The 20,879-nt window shown below is 35.2% G+C and carries 22 protein-coding genes and 1 tRNA gene; 22 read left to right on the forward strand and 1 reads right to left on the reverse strand.

The features are described from left to right. The first annotated feature begins 125 nt into the window (after window positions 1–125). From ACWZFG_RS00600 to ACWZFG_RS00660, 13 genes are all read left to right on the forward strand, one after another. The gene (locus tag ACWZFG_RS00600) at window positions 126–992 is read left to right on the forward strand and encodes a phosphate ABC transporter substrate-binding protein (protein WP_177505226.1); all 867 of its coding nucleotides are present in this window, start codon (window positions 126–128) and stop codon (window positions 990–992) included. Window positions 993–1,069: 77 nt separating this feature from the next. Further along, window positions 1,070–1,945: a phosphate ABC transporter permease subunit PstC gene (pstC, locus tag ACWZFG_RS00605; protein ID WP_418627186.1), complete on the forward strand. Its 876-nt coding sequence runs from the start codon at window positions 1,070–1,072 to the stop codon at window positions 1,943–1,945. Then, window positions 1,946–2,806 carry a phosphate ABC transporter permease PstA gene (pstA, locus tag ACWZFG_RS00610; RefSeq protein WP_177505224.1) on the forward strand — a complete coding sequence of 287 codons (861 nt, stop codon included), beginning with the start codon at window positions 1,946–1,948 and terminating at the stop codon, window positions 2,804–2,806. Window positions 2,807–2,935: 129 nt separating this feature from the next. Next, window positions 2,936–3,835, forward strand: coding sequence for a SpoIID/LytB domain-containing protein (locus ACWZFG_RS00615; protein WP_455576897.1), 900 nt, complete (start codon window positions 2,936–2,938; stop codon window positions 3,833–3,835). Window positions 3,836–3,941: 106 nt separating this feature from the next. Continuing rightward, complete coding sequence (locus tag ACWZFG_RS00620) at window positions 3,942–4,220, forward strand: YabP/YqfC family sporulation protein (protein ID WP_177505223.1); 279 nt, start codon at window positions 3,942–3,944, stop codon at window positions 4,218–4,220. 29 nt (window positions 4,221–4,249) lie between these two features. Further along, the gene (gene yabQ, locus ACWZFG_RS00625; RefSeq protein ID WP_418627191.1) at window positions 4,250–4,684 is read left to right on the forward strand and encodes a spore cortex biosynthesis protein YabQ; all 435 of its coding nucleotides are present in this window, start codon (window positions 4,250–4,252) and stop codon (window positions 4,682–4,684) included. 156 nt (window positions 4,685–4,840) lie between these two features. Then, window positions 4,841–5,122 carry an FtsB family cell division protein gene (locus tag ACWZFG_RS00630; RefSeq protein WP_177505221.1) on the forward strand — a complete coding sequence of 94 codons (282 nt, stop codon included), beginning with the start codon at window positions 4,841–4,843 and terminating at the stop codon, window positions 5,120–5,122. 93 nt (window positions 5,123–5,215) lie between these two features. Continuing rightward, window positions 5,216–5,680: a S1 domain-containing RNA-binding protein gene (locus tag ACWZFG_RS00635; protein WP_455576958.1), complete on the forward strand. Its 465-nt coding sequence runs from the start codon at window positions 5,216–5,218 to the stop codon at window positions 5,678–5,680. A gap of 170 nt (window positions 5,681–5,850) precedes the next feature. Next, on the forward strand, window positions 5,851–8,073 hold the full coding sequence (locus ACWZFG_RS00640) for a SpoIIE family protein phosphatase (RefSeq protein ID WP_177505220.1): 2,223 nt from the start codon (window positions 5,851–5,853) through the stop codon (window positions 8,071–8,073). A gap of 119 nt (window positions 8,074–8,192) precedes the next feature. Then, window positions 8,193–9,578 carry a tRNA lysidine(34) synthetase TilS gene (gene tilS, locus ACWZFG_RS00645; protein WP_455576898.1) on the forward strand — a complete coding sequence of 462 codons (1,386 nt, stop codon included), beginning with the start codon at window positions 8,193–8,195 and terminating at the stop codon, window positions 9,576–9,578. Between the two features lie 6 nt (window positions 9,579–9,584). Continuing rightward, window positions 9,585–10,121 (forward strand): hypoxanthine phosphoribosyltransferase, encoded by a 537-nt coding sequence (gene hpt / locus ACWZFG_RS00650; protein ID WP_147667671.1) that lies wholly within the window; start codon window positions 9,585–9,587, stop codon window positions 10,119–10,121. 174 nt (window positions 10,122–10,295) lie between these two features. Beyond that, window positions 10,296–12,233, forward strand: a complete 1,938-nt coding sequence (gene ftsH, locus ACWZFG_RS00655) for an ATP-dependent zinc metalloprotease FtsH (RefSeq protein ID WP_177505218.1) — start codon at window positions 10,296–10,298, stop codon at window positions 12,231–12,233. A 69-nt stretch (window positions 12,234–12,302) separates the two neighbouring features. Continuing rightward, on the forward strand, window positions 12,303–13,298 hold the full coding sequence (locus ACWZFG_RS00660) for an asparaginase (protein ID WP_455576899.1): 996 nt from the start codon (window positions 12,303–12,305) through the stop codon (window positions 13,296–13,298). Window positions 13,299–13,509: 211 nt separating this feature from the next. Here the strand turns inward: ACWZFG_RS00660 and ACWZFG_RS00665 are convergent, their stop codons facing one another. Next, on the reverse strand, window positions 13,510–13,947 hold the full coding sequence (locus ACWZFG_RS00665; RefSeq protein WP_177505216.1) for a desulfoferrodoxin family protein: 438 nt from the start codon (window positions 13,945–13,947) through the stop codon (window positions 13,510–13,512). 157 nt (window positions 13,948–14,104) lie between these two features. Between ACWZFG_RS00665 and ACWZFG_RS00670 the strand changes: the two genes are divergently transcribed. The 9 genes from ACWZFG_RS00670 (at window position 14,105) to tatA (ending at window position 20,878) form a co-directional block, all read left to right on the forward strand. Beyond that, window positions 14,105–14,536, forward strand: coding sequence for a hypothetical protein (locus ACWZFG_RS00670; RefSeq protein WP_147667675.1), 432 nt, complete (start codon window positions 14,105–14,107; stop codon window positions 14,534–14,536). Between the two features lie 205 nt (window positions 14,537–14,741). Beyond that, complete coding sequence (locus ACWZFG_RS00675) at window positions 14,742–14,969, forward strand: FeoA family protein (protein WP_147667676.1); 228 nt, start codon at window positions 14,742–14,744, stop codon at window positions 14,967–14,969. Between the two features lie 11 nt (window positions 14,970–14,980). After that, window positions 14,981–16,864 carry a ferrous iron transport protein B gene (feoB, locus tag ACWZFG_RS00680; RefSeq protein ID WP_177505215.1) on the forward strand — a complete coding sequence of 628 codons (1,884 nt, stop codon included), beginning with the start codon at window positions 14,981–14,983 and terminating at the stop codon, window positions 16,862–16,864. A 445-nt stretch (window positions 16,865–17,309) separates the two neighbouring features. Next, window positions 17,310–17,915: a MotA/TolQ/ExbB proton channel family protein gene (locus ACWZFG_RS00685; RefSeq protein ID WP_177505213.1), complete on the forward strand. Its 606-nt coding sequence runs from the start codon at window positions 17,310–17,312 to the stop codon at window positions 17,913–17,915. Between the two features lie 107 nt (window positions 17,916–18,022). Then, window positions 18,023–18,107, forward strand: a tRNA-Leu gene (locus tag ACWZFG_RS00690). Between the two features lie 80 nt (window positions 18,108–18,187). Further along, the gene (locus ACWZFG_RS00695) at window positions 18,188–18,778 is read left to right on the forward strand and encodes a hydrolase (protein ID WP_455576900.1); all 591 of its coding nucleotides are present in this window, start codon (window positions 18,188–18,190) and stop codon (window positions 18,776–18,778) included. 68 nt (window positions 18,779–18,846) lie between these two features. Continuing rightward, on the forward strand, window positions 18,847–19,323 hold the full coding sequence (locus ACWZFG_RS00700) for a YbaK/EbsC family protein (RefSeq protein WP_177505211.1): 477 nt from the start codon (window positions 18,847–18,849) through the stop codon (window positions 19,321–19,323). A 163-nt stretch (window positions 19,324–19,486) separates the two neighbouring features. Then, window positions 19,487–20,443 (forward strand): polyprenyl synthetase family protein, encoded by a 957-nt coding sequence (locus ACWZFG_RS00705; protein WP_418626533.1) that lies wholly within the window; start codon window positions 19,487–19,489, stop codon window positions 20,441–20,443. A gap of 201 nt (window positions 20,444–20,644) precedes the next feature. After that, a complete protein-coding gene (tatA, locus tag ACWZFG_RS00710; RefSeq protein ID WP_147667681.1) occupies window positions 20,645–20,878 on the forward strand; it encodes a twin-arginine translocase TatA/TatE family subunit in 234 nt (77 codons plus the stop codon). The last annotated feature ends 1 nt before the right edge of the window (window position 20,879 follow it).

Consider the following 20,879-nt stretch of genomic DNA (forward strand, 5'->3'; position numbering starts at 1 on the left):
TTTTTGCTTGATTGGGAAAGCATATCAAAATAAAATTAACAATTCCATAACATTTCTGTAACAAATTTTTTGCTATTTTATTTTAGAATAAGACCATAGAAAGAAACAAATTCAGGAGGCAGAAAATGAAAAGCTTTGGCAAATCGAAAGTATTAACAACATTATTGGTACTAATGATAGGTTTAATGATGGTTGCAGGATGTGGTTCAAATAGTGGTGACAAAACTGCAAATCAAGCAGCAGAAGTATCAGGAAAAGTAAGTGCTTCAGGGTCTACCGCATTATTACCGTTATTAAAGCCAGCACAAGAAGAATTTCATAAGATGTATGATAAAGTTACAGTAAATATTGCTGGCGGCGGATCTTTTACAGGAATGAATCAAGTATCTGAAGGTACTGTGAATATTGGAAATTCTGATGTAGCATTACCGACAGAATTTAAAGACAAAGGGATTGTAGATCATAAAGTGGTAGTTTTACCATTTGTATTTATTACCAATAAAGATGTAACAGTAGATAATTTAACAGAGCAGCAAGCAGTTGATATTTTAACTGGCAAAATAACAAACTGGAAGGAAGTAGGCGGACAGGATAAAGCGATTACAATTATTCATCGTGCTAAATCTTCCGGTTCCAGAGCAACGATTACAGAAACAGTGCTAAAAGGTGCAGCATTTACTGATCAAGCAGTAATCCAAGATTCAAATGGTGCGGTAAAAGCAGCAATCGCCAATACACCAGGTGCAATTGGTTATGTAGATGCACCTTATGCAGATGGAAGTGTGAAAACATTAGATTATAATGGTGTGAAATATTCACCTGAAGCAGTGACTAGTGGCAAATATCCTGTATACTCTTATGGACATATGTATACGAAAGGTGAAGCAACGGGAGCTACGAAAGCATTTATTGATTATGTAATGAGCGCTGATTTCCAAAACACCTACGTGGAAAAAACAGGCTTCATTCCAATCACCAAAATGCCGAAATAAAATGTTTCATATAGAATGGCTGCACGATTAAATTTGCAGCCATTCTTATCATTTCAGAAAAACGAAGGAGAACACCTATGGATAATCACAATCTGAAATTGATGTACGATAAATATGTCAAATATTTATTTATTACCTGTGCAGGATTAATGGCGGTAATCATTTTTTCAATCATTTTTTTTGTTGGAAAACAAGGGCTTTTAACGTTTACGGAGGTAAGTCCATTCGAATTCTTTAGTAGTGCTAAATGGGATCCGTGGGAACATCAATTTGGTGCATTTAGCTTTATTTTTGGCTCGGTAGTTGTAACTTTGCTTGCCATTGTTTTTGGAGCTCCATTGGGATTGACAGGGGCGGTATTTATGGCAAAGATTGCTCCTAAATGGCTTCGCGATTTAATGAGGCCAGCAACGGATTTGTATGTGGCAATTCCTTCAGTTGTTTACGGTTACTTGGGACTTATGCTTCTTGTACCGTTTTTACGTGACTTTTTTCAAGTAAATACGGGTTTTGGGCTTATGGCAGCAGCGATGATTTTAGCAATTATGATTTTGCCAACAATTATTAGCATATGTGAAGATGCAATACGTGCAGTTCCAAAACCGCTGGAGGAAGCTTCCTTGGCTTTAGGCGCAACGCGCTGGCAGACGTTGTGGAAAGTTGTAATTCCAGCAGCGCTACCTGGAATATTAACTGCGATTATCCTCGCAATGGCGAGAGCGATTGGGGAAACGATGGCAGTACAAATGCTAATTGGTAATACACCAGTAGTAGCAACGACTTTATTTACGCCGACGTCTACATTGACAAGTAATATCGTTGTCGAAATGGGGAATACTCCATTTGGTTCGGCTTGGGGAAATTCACTATTTTTAATGGCGCTTGTCTTACTGGTAATTTCATTGGGAATGATTTTATTAATTAGGAAAATTGGTGCAAGGAGGCTAGCTTAGATGAATGCGAAGATGGTAGATAAAATTGCCACTGTTTGTATGTGGTTTGCAGGTGTTGTCATCCTTGGCATCTTAGTAGCTTTTTTAGGGTATATTTTATATAAAGGGGTACCTGTTTTATCATTTGATTTTATTTTAGGTAAACCGAGTGATATTGAATCTGGTGGTGGTGTTGGACCGCAGTTGTTCAATTCTTTCTATATTTTGTTTTTATCTATGATAGTTTCTGTTCCTATAGCGGTTGGTGCTGGAATTTATCTTGCAGAATATGCAAAAGAAAACAAATTAACGTATTTTATTCGCTTGAGTACGGAAAGTTTAGCTACAGTTCCCTCAATTGTTTTAGGTTTGTTTGGAATGATCATTTTTGTTAATTTCTTAGGTTTTGGATTTAGTATTATTGGTGGTGCATTAACGCTGCTTTTGTTAAATTTGCCTGTACTAGTAAGGGTAACGGAAGAATCTATCAATACCGTTCCTAATCATTATAGAGAAGCTAGTTTAGCTTTAGGTGCAACAAAGTGGCAAACGATTTGGAAAGTAGTACTACCAAATGCGCTTCCGGGGATTATTACAGGTATTACGCTTACTGCTGGTAGAGCATTGGGGGAAACAGCGATTCTTATTTTTACCGCAGGTACCACAGTATCGAGACATATGTTTGATACTGATGTGTTCGCTGCGGGAGAAACCTTAGCAGTGCACATGTGGTATTTGATGTCTACTGGACTTGTTCCAGATCGGGATATTATTGCGGACGGTATAGGTGCACTCCTTATTATCACAATTTTATTATTTAATCTTGTATTCACAATTCCAATGCGAATTATGCAAAAACGGGCGGGCGCGATTCGCCATTAATTGATAAATTTATGTATAAAAATCAGCCGTTTTCATAAGCTAAATATGATGAGAAATCATTTTTGATTAATGCATAATTTAGTGATGAAAGGGGCTGATTTTTTGCAAAGGCTGTTTCTCATTGTATTCTTGACTTTAAGTGTTTTGCTTGGTGGATGTAATAATGATATGCAGAAAAATGATAATTTGCAGCAAAATAAAAAAGTTAGTGACGAACCTACAATTAGTGTCTATATGCACAAGACTGGCGAAACAAAACAGATGAAATTAGAAGAGTATTTATGTGGTGTTGTTGCAGGAGAGATGCATAATGATTGGGAATTGGAAGCTTTAGCTGCGCAAGCGATTATTGCACGTACTTTTACGTTGCAAGCTTTGGAGAAAGGTCAACTAACATCAAAAGGAACACAAGCATCTACTGATATCGAAGAATTTCAAGCATATAATGCAGATGCAATAAATGATCGGGTAAAGCAAGCAGTCGAATTGACTCGTGGCAAAGTTGCAACTTATGCTGGAAGTCCGATTATTGGATGGTTTCATGCATCTGCAGGTGGAAAAACTGCAATGGCAAAAGAAGGTTTAGCATATAAATATGATGAACCTCCGTATATTCAAAGTGTAGATTCACCAGATGATTTGGCGCCTGCTGATGTACAAAACTGGCAAGTAGCATTTTCTCAAGCTGATGTTTTAAAAGCTTTAAATAATCCGGCACTTGTGGAGATAAAAAGTGCTAGAATAGGACAAAAAGGCCCATCTGGCAGAGCAATTAGTTTAGTTTTTAATGATGCAATGGAAATTTCTGCTTCATCGTTTCGTTTAGCCATTGGTAGTACCAAATTAAAGTCAACTTTGCTTGATAAAATTGAAGTGCAGGGAGATCAAATTATATTTAGCGGTAAGGGATATGGGCATGGTGTTGGTTTGTCACAATGGGGTGCGAGAAAAATGGCGGTGGAAGGGAAAAAGGCCGAAGATATTGTTTCACACTATTTTAAGGGAATTAAAATTGAAAAACGGTGGTAGTAAGAAAATGGTGCTTAAATTAAGCACCATTTTCTTATGTGACTAGAGTTCTATTTTTTTTGCCTGTGCATATAGTTAAATAGTAATAGCTATAGGAGGTAGGACGATGAATACAGATAAAACACCCGTATGGCGCCATCAGGTAACGTTAGTTGATAGAAATGAATTGACAATTGATGGTGCAACGAGCTTAGGAAGCTATGATGAAAAAGAGATTTCTATGGATACAGAGTCCGGTATGCTAAATGTGCGTGGTGAAGGTATGACGGTAAAGGAATTAAATTTGGAAGAAGGAAAAATTGTTGTAGAGGGTAAGATTAAAAGTATAGGATATGAAGAAAATAATAAAGAGCGGAGAGGTTTACTCAATCGATTATTAAAATAAAATATTAAAGGGCGGAAATAGAAGTGGAAATGCAGGTGAGCAGCTTTCTCACAGCGCTCTGTATCGGCCTTATTCTAGGAATTATTTTTGATCTTTTTCGTGTTATTCGTACAACTTTTCATTTACATACAATTGCAACGAGTATACTTGATATATTATATTGGATTATTGCATTGGTAATCGCATTTACTTTGCTGATTATGAGTAATTGGGGAGAGTTTAGATTTTATATATTTATAGGAATTACATTAGGCGGAGGACTTTACTATAAATTTATTAGTCGTTATATGATGCAGTTATTTTTTCAAGTGGTACATGTAGGAAATGTTTTTGTTTTTTATACGAATAAGGTGGTAAATAATATTTTAATAAAACCTATCTTATCTTTGACAAAAATTTTTCTATGGCTTCTTAGAAAAGTAAAAAAATGCTGTAATTTTCAGAAAACTAAAGATGAATTATGACTAATTTTGGTTATAAAGTATTGCAATAAACAAAAAATGTATGTATCATAAATATTATAGATGATTTAATCATATGGACTTATAAAAGATAAATAACATGGAGTTATTAGATAATAATTGTTATTTAAAATTTGGACTTGATTAGGATGGTGCAATATGCGGGTTAAGCCGAAAGTAACATGGTTTCGTTTAGTATTAGTAGGAATTATAGTATATTTTGGTTCTATTTTAGTTAATCAACAGAGTCATTTGAATGAAATTAGTAAAGAACAGTCGCTTGCTGATGCAAAATTACAGCAAGTAACTGATTTACATAAGAGTTTAGAAGAAGAAAAACATAATTTAAATGATCTTGCTTACATAGAGAAAATTGCAAGAGAAGAATTAGGTTTAGTGAAGAAAGGGGAAATGCCTTTTATATTATCAAATAAAAGCTAACATTTAGAGTCTCTTTTCTTGACACTTTTTATATCACGAGGTTATAATATTTTTGTGTAATGTTTCATTTAATAAGGAGGAAATTTGAATAGTATGTCCATCGAAGTTGGCAGTGTGGTAGAGGGCGTTGTTACCGGAATTACAAATTTTGGTGCATTTGTTGAACTACCGGGAGGAAAAGTAGGTCTTATCCATATCTCGGAGGTTGCAGATGTATATGTCCGCGACGTAAAGGATTTCTTAAAGGAACAAGATAAAGTAAAAGTAAAAGTATTAACAGTTGATGAACGTGGAAAGATAGGTTTATCTATAAAACAACTTCAAGAACCCAAATCTCCTAGTATATCACCTGATACAGCAAATGCTGCATCAAGTTATAGACCGGCACCAAGAAGAGCTCTGGCTAATGATTTTAAACGTCCGAACCGTTTAAATAGTGCAACTTCTTTTGAAGATAAATTGTCAAAATTTTTAAAAGACAGCGATGAACGTCTACTGGATTTGAAAAAGAATACTGATTCAAAACGTGGTGGACGCGGCGCACGTAGAGCTGAATAGTTAAAAAGCACTCTAAATAGAGTGCTTTTGTTTTTTTATACCAATCGTCTGTTTTTGGCGTATTCGCAGGCGTTATGTCGGTATATTTTTTTTTATTACTCTCTTATTTAGACAAGAATTAAACCTGAATATATGTAAAATATAACCAATCAGATTATGGGAGTGGTAATATGCAAAAAACGCCGGTTATGACTTTTCCGAAAGAATTCATTGCTTTTATGACGGAAACGAAGAGAGAGACAAGGAATATTTCTAAAAATATCTTTTCATTGGAATCACTAAAAGGACAAGCTGTACACTTATTGTCATATCGTGATCATATTTTACTCAATTTATTGGCTGTGCTATTGGGCAGGCTTACGATTCTTGGTGATTTATCTCCATTTGGTTTAGCATTTTTTGCTGCCGTATTACAAGTAGAAAAAAATAAAGCAATCACTGTTGGATTTTGGTCCCTTATGGGCGTGCTTAGTGCAGGAAGGTATCAAGAGGCGATTATGTATTTAATTGTTATTGTCGGGGTTCTAAAATGTCGTATGCAATTAAATCGCCTTCAGCGCAAGGTGGTTGCTTTACCATTGATGGTGTTTTCCTTTATTTTTATTAGTGGAATTATTGTTAATTTTTGTTTAGATGCAGCATTGTATGATAATCTTGTCGTTTTATTTAATGCGTTTCTCTGTGTAATTGCAATTTACTTATTTAAATATGGTTTGCCGTTAATTTTGAATCGCTCTTTAGTTGTCGAAGCATATCATAAAGCTGCAAATGAAGCGATGATTGGTTTTGTATTTATTCTTGCATTAGGAGTAGCTGGTATTGGTGATATTAGAATTGCTGATTATCAGATGCAAGTCATTGTAGGAAATATGATGATTATTGCGTTGGCTCTAGCAGGAGGGGCTGGACTTGGTGCTTCAGTAGGTGTTGTACTTGGAATAGTAATTGGGCTTAGCTCTGGAGGTAATGCAATGGCAACAGTTGCTTTATATGCAGTTAGTGGTACTGTTGCAGGATTATTTAGGGGATTAGGAAAGTATGCGGTAATTCTTGGTTTTATTTTAGGAAATTTGTTCATGCAGTTGGGCTTTACCCAATTGCCGCTACTATTAAAATCTTTGACAGAAGCTTTAATTGCAATTGTAATTTTGTTCTTTTTGCCACTTGGAAAGATTATGTCACTACAAGATAATCTGAATGTTTCTGTTGCGGGAGTTTCTGTTAAATCACAAATCCTTGATGAAAATAATGAAAAATTAAATCGAATCTCTACAATGTTTTATGAACTTGGTAGTATATTTAGTTTGTCACATGAACAGGAAAAAGAATCCATAGAAGAAATTGATATAGAGGTATTACTAAGTTCTGTTAGCCGTTATGTTTGCGAAAGCTGCCCTTGTCGCCAGGAATGTTGGGATGATAATTATTATAAAACATATCAATCTTTTATGGATTTATTTAGATTAAACAATGCAAAGAAAAAAACGTTACAGTATTTGCCCGACTTGTTTGAAAATACATGTGTAAATACAAAAGAAATTTTACGAATTATTGAACAAACCGTAAGTAAAAAACAAATGAGTCGTTATTGGCAGTATCAATTTTTACAGCAGAAAGAAATGGTAAGCGAACAAATGAAAGCTACAGGAAATATTTTATCGAATTTGGCTGAAGAATTAAGGCGTTTACCTCATGATAGAGGGAATAGAAAGCAAAGGATAGCTACACAATATAAAGTAAAACCGGCCATTGCTTCTATTGCAAAAGAAAATCAAATTATTTGTGGCGATAATACATCTATAACAAAACTCAATCATAATCGTGTAGGCATTCTAATTAGTGATGGTATGGGAAGCGGTGACGATGCAGCCCGCGAGAGTAAAATGACGGTGGATTGCTTAGGAAAGTTATTACAAGCAGGATTTTCTATTGATGTATCGGTAAAAACGGTAAATTCACTGCTAGCACTTCGGAGTGCAGGGGAAAATTTTGCAACTGTAGATATGGCGATTATTGATCAATATAATGGTGAAGTAGAATTTTTAAAGATTTCCGCAGCCGTAAGCTATATTAAACGCGTACGTGAAATTATTCCAATTCGAGCCGCAGCTTTGCCAATTGGAATTTTAAATCATATCGAAATTGTGCCTACGCAAGCGCGAATGGTTGCAAATGACTTTTTAATTATGGTAAGTGATGGTATTGATGATATTAAAGAGTTGAAACAACGTTATGATGATAAAGATGGATGGTTGATTAATTTTTTGCGGCGCGCTGATTATGATGATCCACAAGATTTCGCTAATGGAATCTTAAATGAAGCAATGCGCCTATCTGATGGTAAAGCAAAAGATGATATGACAGTTATTGTTGTAAAATTAATTGAGAGATAAAGTAAGAATGAAATTTAATATTTTGGAAATAAATATTAAAAAATGGGGCGGTGGATAACGCCTCATTTTATTTTTTCGTGGTATAATAATTTGGTGACTCAAAGTGGAAAGGAATTTTTATGCTAGAAAGAATTAGAAAATATTGCAGGGAAAATTCAATATTATCTTATGGCGATAAAATCGTAATTGCTTGCTCAGGTGGGGCGGATTCACTTACTTTAGTAGATGTTTTATTAAAACTACAAGAAGAATATGCTCTTACTCTAGTTGTTGCGCATTTAGATCATATGTTTCGAGGTGATGCTTCGGCCGCTGATGCAAAGTTCGTTCAAGAATTTTGTTTAGCTAAAGGTATTCCTTGTCATATGCAGCAGACGGATGTAAATGTATTTGCTGCTTTGCATGGACTTGGAAGTGAAGAAGCGGCTCGGATTGTTCGGTATCAATTCTTGCGTAAAGTAGCAAGTGATTTAGGCGGCGCGAAAATTGCAACGGGGCATCACAAAGATGATCAGGCAGAAACGATACTTTTGCATTTGTTAAGAGGGGCAGGAAGTGCAGGAATTTCTGGTATTCGCCCGATAAATCATGATATAATAAGACCGTTATTGTCGGTAACGCGCAAAGAGATTGATTTATATTGTGAGCAAAATCATTTTTTACCACGGATTGATCAAACGAATTTTGAAGATTGTTATACACGCAATCGTATAAGATTGTCATTATTGCCCAAGCTTAAGGAAGAGTTTAATCCTTCAATTACAGATGCGTTGTGTAAGACTGCGCAACTTGTTGGCGACGAACATGATTATGTTGTCGAAAGTGCAAGGTTACATATTAAAAAATTACTACAGAAATCACAGAAAAATAGTGTGATTGAAAAAAAAGATTTTTTAAGCTTGCACATAGCATTGAAAAGAGAAGTTATTAGGCAGATTATCATAATGAAGCAAGGTGATTTGAAAGGTGTCACTTTTCAGCATATTGAAAAAATGATTGAGATTGCTGAATTTGGACAAGTTGGTGCTGTTTTTATTTTACCTAGTGAAATAATGATGAAAGTAAGTTATAATACATTAGTGTTTAGCTTAGATAAGGGAGATCATACGAGTCAAGAAATGAATCAATTTAGTGAAATTGTTTTAGATGAGACAATGAGGAATGATTTCTTTAATATTACAATTACGGCGCGGTTATTGGAGGAGTATCCACAAGAGACAGGGGAATATTCTGCTGTTTTTGATTCAGAGAAAATTTACCTGCCTTTATTTGTGCGAGCAAGAGAAAATGGCGATAGATTTAAGCCGTTGGGAATGAAGGGGAGTAAAAAATTAAAGGAATATTTTATTGATCAAAAAATTGAGAGAAGTGACAGGGGTAAAATTCCATTAGTTTGCGATCAGCAAGGGATTTTGTGGGTTGTTGGTCATCGTCTAAGTGAAGTGGGGAAGGTAACAGCTTCAACAAAAAAATTTTTACAAGTGATAATCTCTGGGAGGAAATGAAGAAAGATGAGGAAAGATATTCAAGAAGTATTGTTAGACGAAGAAACTTTAGCAAAGCGTATTAAAGAGATGGGTGAACAAATTAGTAAAGATTACGAGGGCAAAGAAGTTATTGTTATTGGTATCTTAAAAGGTTCGGTTATTTTTGTTGCGGACTTAGTTAGAGAGGTTACAGTTCCAGTGTCATTTGACTTTATGGCAGTATCAAGCTATGGAAATAGAACAACGACAACTGGAACCGTACGTATTTTAAAAGATTTAGATTACGATATCGAAGGAAAACATGTACTGATTGTTGAAGATATTATTGATTCGGGTGTTACACTTAGCTATTTAATTGAGCATTTAGCAGGTCGTAAGCCAGCAAGCTTAAAGTTATGTACATTATTAAATAAACCTGAAAGACGCAAAGTAGAAGTAAAAGTTGATTATATAGGATTTACTGTACCAGATGCATTCTTAGTTGGTTTTGGTTTAGATTATGCAGAAAAATATCGTAACTTACCTTTCATTGGGATATTAAAAGAAGAGATATATGCTTAGGTAATCTATTTTAAGTATGGCATAAATGAAACGAAAACTAGTTATACTGTTAGTATGAAAATCTTTAGATTTATCAATAGGAAGAATTGTGGAAATTTAGATTTGATGATATAATATTTTTCTATGGAGACTCTCGTATAAAAGGTAGACTCCGCGAAGAGGGAGGGCGAATTATTGAATAAGTTTTTACGTAATGTTGGCTTCTATCTATTAATTATATTAATAGCTATATCCATCATTGACTATTTCTCTACAAAGAATAATAGCAAGCAAGAAATTGATTATACGGAATTCTTGCGTCAAATTGAAACGCAGAATGTTGAAAAAGTAACAATTGTTGATGATGTTATTCGTGGGAAGTTAACAGATGGAACAGAGTTTACTACAATTACACCGAATGATCCAGCATTAATTGGAAATCTTCGTGAAAAAGGAATTGAGATTAAAGCGGAACAAACGCCGCAGCCACCTTGGTGGACGACGATTTTCTCTTCTATTTTGCCAATGATTTTATTAATTGGTGTATGGTTTTTCATTATGCAACAGACACAAGGCGGTGGAAACCGTGTAATGTCTTTTGGAAAAAGTCGTGCGAAATTAAATAATGATGATAAAATTAAAGTTACTTTTTCTGATGTAGCTGGGGCTGATGAAGCAAAGCAAGAATTAGAAGAGGTTGTTGAGTTTTTAAAACATCCGAAAAAGTTTAATGATTTAGGGGCGAGAATTCCTAAAGGCGTACTTTTATTTGGACCTCCAGGGACAGGGAAAACTTTATTGGCAAAAGCTGTTGCTGGTGAAGCTGGTGTACCGTTTTTCAGTATTAGTGGTTCTGATTTCGTAGAAATGTTCGTTGGTGTTGGTGCATCTAGAGTACGTGATTTGTTTGAACAAGCAAAGAAAAATGCACCTTGTATTGTTTTTATTGATGAGATTGATGCTGTTGGTCGTCAGCGTGGTGCTGGTGTAGGTGGCGGACATGACGAACGTGAACAGACACTAAATCAATTATTAGTTGAAATGGATGGATTTGCAGCGAATGAAGGAATCATTATTATTGCAGCTACGAATCGTCCAGATATTTTAGATCCTGCACTGCTTAGACCAGGTCGCTTTGATCGACAAATTGTCGTTGATAAGCCAGATGTGAAAGGGCGCGCGGCAATCTTGAAAGTACATACAAAAGGCAAACCTATTGCTGAGGATGCAAATATTGATGTACTGGCAAGACGTACTCCTGGATTTACTGGTGCTGATTTAAGTAATCTAATTAATGAAGCGGCGCTTTTATCTGCTAGACGCAATAAGAAAAAAATTGCGATGCCTGAAATGGAAGAATCTATTGAACGTGTAATTGCTGGACCAGAGCGGAAAAGCAAAGTAATTAGTGATAAAGAAAAACGTCTAACTGCATATCATGAAGGTGGTCATACGCTTGTAGGTATGTTATTACCTAATGCAGATCCAGTTCATAAGGTAACGATTATTCCACGAGGTAGAGCCGGTGGTTACACATTAATGTTACCAAAAGAAGATCGTTCTTATGCTACGCGTAGCGAACTTTTAGATCAATTGCAAACATTACTTGCTGGACGCGTAGCGGAAGAGGTTGTACTAAAAGAAATTAGTACAGGTGCGCAAAATGATATTGAGAGAGCTTCTGCCTTGGTGCGCAATATGATTACGCAATATGGAATGAGTGATGTATTAGGTCCAATTGCGTTTGGCAAAGGGCAAAATCACCAAGTGTTTCTTGGAAGGGATATCAATCATGAACGTAATTACAGTGAAGAAGTAGCTTGTCAAATTGATAAAGAAGTTCGTCAATATATTGAAACGGCGTATGAAAATTGCCGTAAGCTCTTGACTGATAATATTGATAAGCTGCACTTGATTGCAAAGTATCTAATCGAAAGAGAAACTTTAGAAGCGGTTGAATTAGAAAAATTAATGAAAGATGGCACATTGGACGATCTTGATAAAGTGAAAGCCAATGATGAGGATAATCAGCCGAAGAAAAGTGTTGACATTTTAGTAGATGATGAAACGAATAAGCAAGAATCTACTGAACCAAAAGTTGTTTATATTACGCGAAATTTTAATAAACTCTAAAAGTACAAGAAAAGCACTTAGGTGCTTTTCTTGCTATTATGATAGATTGGCAAGGAGTAGAGGAATAAAATGAGTGAAGTGTTACTGCACTATACGCGCGCAGGTAAAGTGGAAAGTATTCATAGAGGGGATATTGTAGCCGTTGATACAAAAGGTAAAATTGTAGATGCTGTTGGTGACGCTCACAAAGATATGTTTTGGCGCTCGGCGGCGAAACCGTTTCAAGCATTACCTTTTGTTTATGAAGGTGGTTTAGAAAAATTTAATATTACAGAGGAAGAACTAGCATTATTGGTATCTTCACATAGTGGAGAACCCGTTCATGTGAATTTAGTAAAAAGTATTTTAGAAAAAGTACATGTTGAATTAAACGTATTAGATTGTGGATCGGCTCGCCCAATGAGTAGTAAAGCAGCAAAAATATTAGCAGAAAATAAGGAAAAGCCTCAGGCAGTACATAATGCCTGTTCAGGTAAACATTCTGGAATGCTTGCACTTTGCCGAATGCTTGGAATTCCAGTGGAAGGGTATACGAAGCCAGACCATCAAGTACAAAAAATTATGCATCAGTCTGTTGCAGAATGTGCAAAAATTTCTCCCGAGAAGTTGGAAATTGGAATTGATGGTTGTGGTGTACCAGTGTTTTATTTACCTTTATATAATATGTCTCTTGCTTATGCTAGACTTGCAAAACCGAGTGATGGCGATTGGAGAGAAAAAGAAGAAGCAGTTACGAAGATTCGCAATGCAATGATTGCACATCCTTTAGTTGTTTCCGGGACAGGCAGAATAGATGAGGCAGTTTCAGCAATTACTAAAGGGAGAATTATTGCGAAAATCGGAGCAGAGGCAGTATACTGTTTAGCTTCAACGACAGATGGAATTGGGATTACGTTTAAAATTGAAGATGGCAGCTATAGAGCAATTAATCCTGTTGTTATTGGTACATTAAAACGCATGGATTTAATTTCAAAATCAGAATATGACCAACTTATTGAAAAGTATCCACCAATCTTAAAAAATCATCGCGGGGATATTATCGGAACAATTGAAACGATGTTTTAAAAAACAATATCAAGTATAAAAAATCCGCTATTTATTTTAGCGGATTTTTTATGTTAAGATTGAGCATTAAGTATAATAATTTATAAAAATGGACTTAGCTATAGTGCTTTGTCGATTAATTATGTATTTAATACAAAATGTTTTTTAAAAGAAAAATGAAAAACGGTTATAGATAACGATAGGGAATTTGTTAACTATAACCGTTTTTAAATTATTTTTTTATGTTTGTTTTCCATAAGTTATGAAGGTTACAATAAGCATAAACATCAACATCAATTTCATCACCGACATAAAATGTTACTTCAGGTGCTTGGTCTGGTTCTAATTCAAGGCGTTCTACTCTATCACCACTAACAACTGCAATCCATTTGATATAATGGCCTTCGATCATTGGATGTGCGACCTTTACGGAAATTTTTCCTCCCTCAATAAATTCTACAGTAGGAAGATGTTTTTCACTGGATGCTTCCGTGGTATTAGGTACTAAAAGTTCCATTTCTTTAGAACAACAAACTAATACTGCATCTGCAATCGTAGTTGTTTTGGCGAAAGAAGTACCTTTTGTAATTACTTGTCTTTTACCGAAATCGATAACATCAACAACGTATCCGCAATCAAGGCATCTGTAAATTTTTAAGTCTCTAGCCATAAAGATAACCTCCTAAAAATAAAAAGTGAATTTGAATTCTAATATTTACTTATAGCAAAAAAGCTTATCAATAGTGTATAATATGTAGGTATAGGACTAGTTATGCAAATTTAGCATGATTTAGCAGACAATATGATTGATTAGAGGAGATGAAAAAATGAAGAAAAAGATTGTTGCAGCAATGCTTGCTTTATCTGTAGTTTCAGCTGTATCGGCTCCGAATGTAACGAATGCTGGCTGGACAGACCTTTTAAAAGTTGGTGGAATTTCAATTCTGGTTGATAAATTTTCTGAACCATTAAATAACTTTATCAATACTTTGACAGCAAAACATGCTGTAAGTAGTGATTATGCAACGAAGGTTGTACCGATTATTGTTGTTGGTAGTGGTACATATACAGGAGCAGCTCAGGTAACTGGCCCTCAGGCGTTAGTTGACCAGACAAAAGCAGTTCTTCAAATAGAAGGGAATTTCAGTGGAAATCAATTTAGAGTAAAAGCATTGATCCCAATTGATAGTAAAAATGTTACAAATTTTTCAAGAGTTCAAGGTGTTGGGGTTTCTGCACAAATTGATGTGAAAATTTAATAAAGTATAGGTAGAAAAGTAAGTAAGATGGAATCAAGCCGTCTATCGTATTTAAGCGATAGGCGGCTTTTTATCTTATTGAAAATGATAATTTTTCTCAATTTATATTGACATGGAGATATTTTTGTATTAATATAAAAACGAAGTTGGAGAATGAGAATCATAATCAATTAAGTGAGTGATATGATGAAATGGGGGATTCGTAATGAAGTTAAGTGAGATAAAAGCTGGGCAGACAGTTAGAATAGAAAAATTAGAAGCATCTACATTAAAGTCGCGCTTGATGAGTATGGGGATGATTAAAGGAACAAAGGTGAAGGTTTTGCAATCGGCACCATTTGGTGATCCAATGGCAGTATCTGTACGTTCTTATGTTTTATCTCTTAGACTGGCAGATGCAGAAAACATTCAAGTTAGTTCAATAACAGAGTAGAGGTGATCAATATGTCAACTATTTCAGTGGCGTTAACCGGGAATCCTAATACAGGGAAAACAACGCTGTTTAATGCTTTAACAGGTGCGCGTCAAAAAATTGGGAATTGGCCAGGAGTAACAGTAGATAAAAAAGTAGGGTATTTCAATCATAAAGATCGAATTGTTTCAGTTGTTGATTTACCTGGGACATATAGTATGAATGCGCGTTCGGCAGAAGAAATGATTGTTTCAGACTATTTGTTAAATGAAAAACCAGATGTTGTTGTTAACGTTTTAGATGCAACAAATTTAGAAAGAAATCTATTTTTAACTCTGCAATTATTAGAATCTGGAATTCCTGTAATCTTAGACTTAAATATGGTAGATGAAGCAAAAAAGCAAAATATACATATTCAAGTAAAAACTTTGGAAGAACAAATTGGTATGCCAGTAGTAGAAACTGTTGCAAAAGATACAAAAAGTATTCAGCACCTTATGGATGTATTTACTCAGCCATCCCTACAAAGATATGAGCCAAGTGCACTGATTCAGGCACATATTGAAAAAGTAAAAACATTGACTTTATTGGATGATGAGGATTATGAAGAAAAAATCATTGAATTGCGTTATGCATTAATTGATGAGATTTTAGAAAAGAGTGTAAAACGCAATTCAACTCATACGACTTTTACAACAAAACTGGATCGGATTTTTGCTAATGGGGTTTTAGCGTTACCAATTTTATTAGCAATGATGTATGGGGTATTTGAAATTACTTTTAGCTGGATTGGTCAGCCTTTAGCCGATTGGGTTGATGGATTCATTGCTGATGGTATTACCCCATGGGCAGAGGAAACGTTGGCAAGTTTAGAAGTAGCGGATTGGATGCAATCTTTAGTTCTTGATGGAATTATTGCTGGTGTAGGTGGCGTTTTGACCTTTGTACCATTGATTTTCACGTTATTCTTTTGTTTGAGTTTTCTTGATGGAACAGGATATATGTCGCGTGTTGCGTTTATCATGGATCCGATTATGCGCCGTGTTGGACTTACAGGTAAGGGTGTTATGCCACTCATTATGGGATTTGGCTGTGCCGTTCCGGCGATTATGGGAGCGAGGGCTTTAGATTCGGAAAAGGATAGAAAAATTGCAATTTTAGTTACACCGTTTTTAACTTGTGGTGCGAAATTGCCGATTATGGCATTATTCGCTGCCGTTTTCTTTCCACAGCAAGCAACAAATGTAGTATTTTCAATTTATATTGCAGGAATTCTTGCAGTAATGCTTATGGCGAAATTGTTGAATCGTGTGATGTTTAAAAAGGAAGAAAGTACGTTTTTATTGGAGTTACCACCGTATAGATTTCCAGATATGCGAACAGTTTTATTAGAAACTTGGGATAAAGGTAAAGGATTCTTGATAAAAGCCGGTACGATTATTTTTGCAATGTCTATCGTTATTTGGTTTTTAAGCAATTATAATTTTAGTGGTATGGTAGATATGGAAGATAGCTTCTTGGCTAGTATTGGCGGAGTAGTTGCACATTTATTTGCATGGCATGGATTTGCAACTTGGGAGGCTGGTGCAGCAGTCATTACAGGAATCTTAGCAAAAGAGGCTGTGGTATCAACACTTGGAGTCTTATATGGAGTTGCAGAGGTATCAGAAGAAGCGATGGAAGCTGCAGGGCAGATGCAAGGAAGTTTAGGTATAGCATTTACTTCGTTATCCGCTTATGCATTTATGATTTTTGCTGCTCTATATACACCATGTATGACTGCATTAGGAACGATTAAGAAGGAAATTGCAACTTGGAAGTGGACGCTTTTTTCTGCAGTTTATACGTTTATGGTTGCTTGGGTGATTTCTTTACTAGTTTATCAAATTGGGCTTTTACTTGGATTTGGAAACTAACCATCGTTAGTTATCGGATAAAATAATTTAGGATATAGGAGTTGAAAAAAGATGTCGGGAAGCATTGTAACAGGAGTACTTGCCATCGGTATTGGCATTGTATTCTTTATAGGATTTAGGAAGATTGTCCGCAAATTTACAAAAGGGGAAAGTGATTGCTGCAGTACATCAGCATGCGGAAGTTGTTCATGTCAATGTGCAAGTAAAAAATAAATAAAGGTTAAGGACAGTATAAATTTTATACTGTCCTTAACTTTTTATTAAAAACTTTTTATTAAAAACTTTTGATTTATATTGCTTTTGTTTCTCTTATAATCGAAAGATAGATGATAAGAAATAAAAAAGAAAAAACTTGCACGAAAAATTTATAACTGTTATGCTAATGTCCAGAACAAAAAATTAAGTTAGTGTAGATTTGTAATTAAGTTGGGGAGAGATATTTATCATGGACTTTATTTCAACATTTCAATCGGGTGGTTTCGCGATGTATATTTTACTTATTTGCTTTATTATGGTTTTAGTAATTGCAGGTGAACGATATAAGTATTATAAATCTGTAAAAGTGAATAATGAAGATTTTATTGAGCAATTAAAAATTATCCTTAAACAAAAAAATTGGAAATATGCGATGGAACTTTGTAAAAGCGACGAAAGTTTAATTTCTGCAGTTGCTGAAACTGGGATTGAATCATTGATAAATAAAAATGCAAATATTTCTGCCGCTATAGAAGCAAGATCGGCAGTTATTATTGCAAATTTAAAACGTAATTTAAATTTTTTGGATACAATGGTGATGATTGCTCCTATCATTGGATTATTGGGAACTGTATTAAATATTATGGCTTCATTAAATGAAAAAGCGGAACAAACTTCGGGAATTGGTGTTATCGTTGCCGGGGCCTTAAGCTCTACAGCTTTTGGTTTGTTTATTGCGGCTTCATCGATAGTGATTTTGAGTTATTTTAATTATCGTTTAGAGAAAATGACAAATGATATTGGAGAAATTTCTAATATGCTTAATTCACAGACTTTAAAAAATGATGAAAAATAAGATTTTTATCCAAGAATAATCTGTTCATGTTTTATAATAAAAGGTGTTGACATGAATAATCTACTGTGATAATATATAGAAGTCGGTTAACGAACATGTTAATCTACGCGGGAGTGGCGGAATTGGCAGACGCACCAGACTTAGGATCTGGCGGGGTGACTCGTGGGGGTTCAAGTCCCTTCTCCCGCACCATTAAGAATTTATTGCCCTTGCAATTGCAAGGGTTTTTTTGTATACATTTATATGAAATAAAAGCTAAAGAGGCGATTGGAATGCAGAGTAATATCACTAGACAAAAGGCTTTAGAATTGTTACAAGAGTATAATCAGGAATCTTTTCATCTTTTACACGCATTAACGGTGGAAAGTGTAATGAAATGGTATGCTAATGAACTTGGATTTCATGATGAAATTGAATACTGGGGAATTGTTGGTCTGTTGCATGATATTGATTTTGAGCTTTATCCACAGGAGCATTGCAAAAAAGCAGCAGAGCTTTTGCGTGAGGCGAGTGTTGATGAAGCAATGATTTATTCTATTTGTTCACATGGTTATGGGATTTGTGTAGATATAGAACCGAAGCATCAAATGGAAAAAATCCTATTTGCAACAGATGAGCTTACAGGACTTATTGGAGCGGCTGCAAGAATGCGTCCATCGAAAAGTGTTTTGGATATGGAAGTGTCAAGTTTAAAGAAAAAATATAAAGATAAAAAGTTTGCCGCAGGATGTTCTAGGGAAGTAATCAATAAAGGTGCAGAGATGCTTAGTTGGGAATTAAATACGTTATTTGAAAAAACAATTTTAGCGATGCGTTCTTGTGAGGCAGCAGTAGAGCAAGAGATTAAAGAAATGAGTAAATAAAGTAGACTTTTTACGCTATCTGAATCGTAGTCATCGGATAAAAAGACTTTTGAGTAGAGGGTGAAGAAATGTCGCTTGAAAAAGTGAAAGATTATTTTAGACAGTTTGGACTAGAAGATAGAATTCTAGAGTTTGAAACATCGAGTGCTACTGTTGAACTAGCAGCTGAGGCCGCAGGGTGTGAGCCTAAACGCATTGCAAAAACTTTATCATTTAAAGTGAATGATACATGTGTTTTAATTGTTGCGGCTGGGGATGCAAAGGTTGATAATGCAAAATATAAGGCTGAGTTTTCTACTAAAGCGAAAATGTTGTCTCCGGAAGAAGCTTTCATAATGATTGGACATGCAGTTGGAGGAATTTGCCCGTTTGCTGTTAATGAGGGCGTTAAAGTTTATCTTGATTGTTCTTTAAAAAGATTTTCTACGGTGTTTCCCGCATGCGGTAGTAGCAATAGTGCAATTGAATTGACGCTCGATGAACTTGAAAAGTATTCAAATTACATAACATGGATTGATGTTTGTAAAGCATGGCAGGAAGAATAGTTACTAAATATTGCATAAATAAATGGTAATAGTTGAATACTAAGGCTGGATAAGGAAAGTTTTTGCAGTAAAATTTGCTAGACTTTACTTTGCGTAATGGTGTAGAATGGTGTAGAATGTTAACAGATTTAGCTTGTAGGTGATAAATTTGGTAAAGAACTCAATGTTTGATGTGGTAAAAAAAGATTTAGAGGAATTAGAGAAAGAAATGCTCTCTGTTGTATCTTCTCCAGTAGATTTAATAACAGAAATTAGCACGCATCTGGTAGAAGCAGGAGGAAAAAGATTACGTCCTGCACTTTATTTCTTAGGAGTAAGAGCGAGAAAAGAAGTTAATAAATATGCTACTGATTTAGCAATTGCTCTTGAATTGATTCATATGGCAACATTAGTGCATGATGACGTTATTGATAGTGCGGCTACTAGACGTGGTATTCCAACGGCGAATTCAAAGTGGGGAAATCAAATGTCTGTTTTGACTGGGGATTATTTGTTTGCTAAGGCATTTTCGTTAGTTGCACTTAGTAAGTATGACCAACGAGTGTTACTGGCATTAACAAATATTATCTGTGCAATGAGTGAGGGCGAGATCGTTCAAAATCGTCAGACTTTTATACCATCCACAGATGAACAGGAGTATTTCGGCAGGATTGCAAAGAAAACAGCAGATTTTATTGCAGCTAGCTGTCAGTTGGGCGGAATTATAGCTGAGCTAAATGATGATGAAATTGCGGCTTTATATGAATACGGTTATTCGATTGGTATGGCTTTCCAGGTTACGGATGATATTCTTGATATTACGGCGACTTCTGAACAGCTTGGAAAACCAGCGGGAAATGATATTTTGCAGGGAATTGTGACATTGCCAGTCATTCGAGCATTAACGGTAAGTTCAGATAAAGAAGAATTGACGAAAATTGTTTCGACTAAAGGTATGGGCCAGGAAATGTTGAAACGAGGGCTAGAAATTGTACATGCCACAGATGCGGTTGAATATTCTTATCGTGCGGTTGATGAATTTTTGGATCGAGCAAGAACTGTTTTACCAAGCTCACTTCCACAAGAAATTCGTGATACGTATATTTATGTAGCTGACTTTATTGCAAAGCGTAAATTTTAGTAAACAGAATCAGGGACAGGTTCTTTGTACGGGATAAAATATTTATTCTATGTGCAGATTAACTTTGTCCCTTTTTTACTCTTTAGATGTTTTTTGTTCAAGAAAGAATGTATTTTTTAATTTACCTTTGAGTTACATTGTCTTTTTTTTGTGTAAATTGTATAATAAAATTATTATTATTATTTTGAGGAGGATTTTTTTATGTTTGGTATTGGTATGCCGGAATTAATTTTAATTTTAATTATTGGATTAGTGGTCTTTGGACCAGGAAAGTTGCCGGAAGTTGGTCGTGCAATAGGGAAAAGTTTGCAAGAGTTCAAAAAAGCTACAAATGGAATTAATGAGGATGAAAAACCGATTCGTAAAGTAGATGCAAGTGTAGATACGATTGAGCAAAAGACTAAAGAACAAGATAAATCAGATGCTACAAAGTGAG

It is taken from the genome of Anaerosinus sp., assembly GCF_965318445.1.